The organism is Planobispora rosea (genome assembly GCF_014648175.1).
Classification (GTDB): domain Bacteria; phylum Actinomycetota; class Actinomycetes; order Streptosporangiales; family Streptosporangiaceae; genus Planobispora; species Planobispora rosea.
Window position 1 is genome coordinate 1 of sequence record NZ_BMQP01000104.1, and the last position, 4225, is coordinate 4225.

Consider the following 4225-nt stretch of genomic DNA (forward strand, 5'->3'; position numbering starts at 1 on the left):
GTTGTTCGCGCTGGAGGTGGCGCTGTTTCGGTTGCTGGAGTCGTGGGGCGTGCGGCCGGACGCGGTCGCCGGGCATTCGATCGGGGAGATCGCGGCGGCGCATGTGGCCGGGGTGCTCTCGCTGGAGGACGCGTGCGCTCTGGTGGCGGCGCGCGGTCGGTTGATGCAGGAGCTTCCCGGCGGTGGGGCGATGGTGGCCGTCGCCGCTTCCGAGGCCGAGATCGTGCCCTTGTTGACGTCTGGGGTGGGGATCGCGGCGGTCAACGGGCCGCGTTCGGTGGTGATCTCCGGGGTCGAGGCCGAGGTGCTGGCGATCGCCGAGCGTTTCGAGCGGACCAAGCGGTTGAGTGTTTCACATGCGTTCCATTCGCCGTTGATGGAGCCGATGCTGGCTGATTTCGCCCGGGTGGTGGAGACGCTGTCGTTCGCGGCTCCGCAGATCCCGATGGTGTCGACGTTGACCGGCGAGCCCATCACCGAGTTCACGGCTGAGTACTGGGTGCGGCATGTGCGCGAGGCGGTGCGCTTCCTCGACGGGGTGCGGGCCCTGACCGCCCAGGGCGCGACGCGTTTCGTGGAGATCGGTCCGGATGCCGTGCTGACCGGAATGGTGGGCGGCATCACGGACGGCACCCTTGTGCTACCCACCCTGCGACGTGGCAACGGAGAAGTCGAGCAGCTGCTCACCGCGATCGGTCGCCTGCACGCCGACGGTCACTCCCCGGACTGGGCGGCTTTCTTCGCGGACTCCGGCGCCGGTCGTGTCGAGTTGCCCACCTACCCCTTCCAGCGGGAGCGCTACTGGCTGGACCCGCCCGCCGTACAGGGAGACGTCGCCTCGGCCGGGCTCGCCGCGGATGAGCACCCGCTGCTCGGCGCGGTGGTACGGCTCGCCAGCTCCGATGGTGTCGTGTGCACGGGACGGCTGTCGGTGCGCACCCACCCCTGGCTGGCCGACCACCGGATCGCCGGATCCGTGGTCGTACCCGGTACGGCCCTGCTCGACCTCGCGATTCGCGCCGGAGAACAGGCGGGTTGTCCGGAGGTCGAGGAACTGACGCTCGAAGCCCCGCTGGTGCTGCCTGACGATCACGCCGTTCAGGTGCAGGTCGTCGCGGGCGCCGGGGACGAGCGTGACAGGCGATCGGTGGACATCTACTCGCGCCTCGACGGTGACGATCCATGGACACGTCACGCGACCGGCTGGCTGGTCCCGGACCAGCCGGTGGTGGCGTTCGACCTGTCCGCATGGCCACCGTCCGGGGCGGACCCTGTACCGGTAGATGATCTGTATGAATCGCTGGCCGAGGCCGGACTGGTCTACGGCCCGGTCTTCCGCGGCCTGCGGGCCGCCTGGCGACGTGGCGAGGAGCTTTTCGCCGAGGTGTCGATCGACGCCGCGGTCGATGGTTTCGGCATTCACCCGGCGGCCCTGGACTCCGGTCTGCACGTGCTCGGCCTGGGCGACGGACCGGACGAAGGCGGCCGCGTGCCGTTCGCCTGGTCGGGCGTGCACCTTTACGCCGTGGGCGCCTCCCAGCTGCGTTTCCGCATCACCCCTGCCGAGGGCGATGGGGTCGCTCTCGAGGTCGCCGATGTGGCGGGCCGTCCGGTGGCGTCGGTCGGTTCGCTGGTGTCGCGTCCGGTGTCGGGTGTGGATACGGCTGCGGCGTTGCCGGTGTATCGGGTGGAGTGGCGTGCGGTCACCTCTGGTGAGTCTGCTGCGGTGGGCCGGGTTGGGTTGGCGGGTGCGGATGTGTTCGGTCTGGGCCTGCCGCAGGTGGCCGAATCGCCGGGGTTGGCCGGGTCGGCCGATGCGGCGGATGCGGCTGATGTGGTGGTGTGGTGTGTCGATGGCCGGGGTGGTGATGTCCGGCAGGTGGCCGGGGCGGCGCTGGGCTGGCTGCAGGAGCGGTTGGCGGTTGAGGGTGGCCGGTTGGTGGTGGTGACCCGGGGCGCGGCCGGTGAGGGCATCTCGGATATGGCGGCGGCGGCGGTGTGGGGTCTGGTGCGTTCGGCTCAGGCCGAACATCCCGATCGGATCGTGCTGCTGGACCTGCCCGCTGATGCGGCCGAGGTGCCGTGGGCGCGGGTGCTGGGCTGTGGTGAGCCGGAAGTGCTGTTGCGGGACGGGGTGTTGCTGGTGCCGCGGCTGGTGCGCGCTCCCGCTGTGAGCGCTGGCACGGAGCCGGTGGCCTGGGGGTCGGGCAGTGTGCTGGTCACCGGGGGGACCGGGGGGTTGGGTGCGCTGGTGGCCTCGCATCTGGCCGGTCGGCATGGTGTGGCTGATCTGGTGTTGGTGAGTCGGCGGGGTCTGGCCGCGCCTGGTGCTGGTGAGCTGGTGGCCGAGCTGGAGCAGACCGGTGCTCGGGTGCGGGTGGTGGCGTGTGATGTGACCGATCGGGCCGCGCTGGCCGATCTCATAGCCGGGTTGCCGGAGTTGAGTGCGGTGGTGCATACCGCCGGGGTGCTGGATGACGGTGTGCTCAGTGCGTTGACGGTTGAGCGGTTGGATGCGGTGTTGGCGGCCAAGGCGGTGGCGGCCTGGTATCTGCACGAGCTGACCCGGGATCGCGAGCTGGCGGCGTTCGTGTTGTTCTCCTCGGTGGCCGGCACGCTGGGGGCGCCGGGGCAGGCCAACTACGCCGCGGCCAATGCGTTCCTGGATGCGCTGGCGGTTTATCGGCGTGCTCATGGTCTGGCGGCGCAGTCGCTGGCGTGGGGGCTGTGGGCTGAGGCGGGGATGGGGGAGAGCCTGGATGAGCGGGAGCGTCGCAAGATCAGCCAGGGTGGGGTGGCGCCGTTGTCCCCGGCGGAGGGACTGGCGTTGTTCTCGGCGGCGACCGCCGCCACCGACCCCGCACTCGTCACCGCGAAGATCAACTATTCGGCGCTGCGGTCACTTGAGGTGCCCGCCAAGCTGAGCCTGCTCGCGGGCCGGGTAACCCGTCAGAGCGCATCCACCGCCGCGGTCTCCGCTTCCTCCTCACTCGCCCGCCAGTTGTCCGGGTTGCCCGAGGAAGAGCGGCTCAACGCCGTGGTCGCCCTGGTCAAGGAGAAGGTGGCCGGTGTGCTCGGGTACGGCTCAGCCGATGCCGTCGAGGCCGATCGCGCCTTCCACGACCTGGGCTTCGACTCGCTCGCCGCCGTCGAGTTGCGAAACGTCCTCGGTACGGTGACCGGGCTGCGTCTTCCGGCGACGCTGGTCTTCGACTACCCCACTTCGGCTGCTCTGGCCGGATATCTGTACGACCAGGTCAGCGGTACGGCCGGGCGCGAGGAGCGGTACGAGGCGTCACCGGTGAGCACGGACGAGCCCATCGCGATCGTGGGAATGGGGTGCCGTTATCCGGGAGGTGTCTCCTCTCCGGAGGAGCTGTGGCAACTCGTCATCGACGGGGCGGACGCCATCGGCCGGTTCCCGGCCGACCGTGGCTGGGATCTTGCGCAGATCTATGACCCGACCGGGGAACGGCCGGACACCTCCTATACCCGGGAGGGCGGGTTCCTCGCCGACGCGGCGGACTTCGACCCCGGCTTCTTCGGCATCTCGCCGCGCGAGGCCATGATCATGGACCCGCAGCAGCGGCTGCTGCTGGAGACCTCGTGGGAGGCGTTGGAGCGTGCGGGCATTGACCCCACGACGCTGAAGGGCAGCCCCACCGGGGTGTTCGCAGGGGTGATGTACCACGACTACATGGGAAGCGCGAGCACAGGCGCCATCGTGTCCGGCCGGGTGGCCTACACGCTGGGCCTGGAGGGTCCCGCGCTGACCGTGGACACGGCGTGCTCGTCGTCGCTGGTGGCGATCCACCTGGCGGCGCAGGCGCTGCGGCGGGGCGAGTGCACGCTGGCACTGGCCGGCGGGGTCACCGTCATGGCGACCCCGGAGACGCTCATCGAGTTCAGCCGCCAGGGTGCGTTGTCACGGGACGGCCGGTGCAAGGCGTTCGCCGCTTCTGCCGATGGCACCGGCTGGAGTGAGGGCGTGGGCGTGCTGGTCCTGGAACGGCTGTCGGACGCCCGCCGCAACGGCCACCGGGTCCTGGCGGTGATCTCCGGCTCGGCCGTCAACCAAGACGGCGCCTCCAACGGCCTGACCGCCCCCAACGGCCCCTCCCAGCAGCGCGTCATCCGCGCCGCCCTGGCCACCGCCGGACTCACCCCCGCCGACGTCGACGCCGTCGAAGCCCACGGCACCGGCACCACCCTGGGCGACCCGATC

1 protein-coding gene is annotated in these 4225 nt (G+C 70.6%); it reads left to right on the forward strand.

Features of this window, described 5'->3' with window-relative positions; all coding sequences use genetic code 11:
* A partial coding sequence (locus IEZ08_RS38860; RefSeq protein ID WP_189244222.1) for a type I polyketide synthase occupies positions 1–4225 on the forward strand: 4225 nt, incomplete at both ends.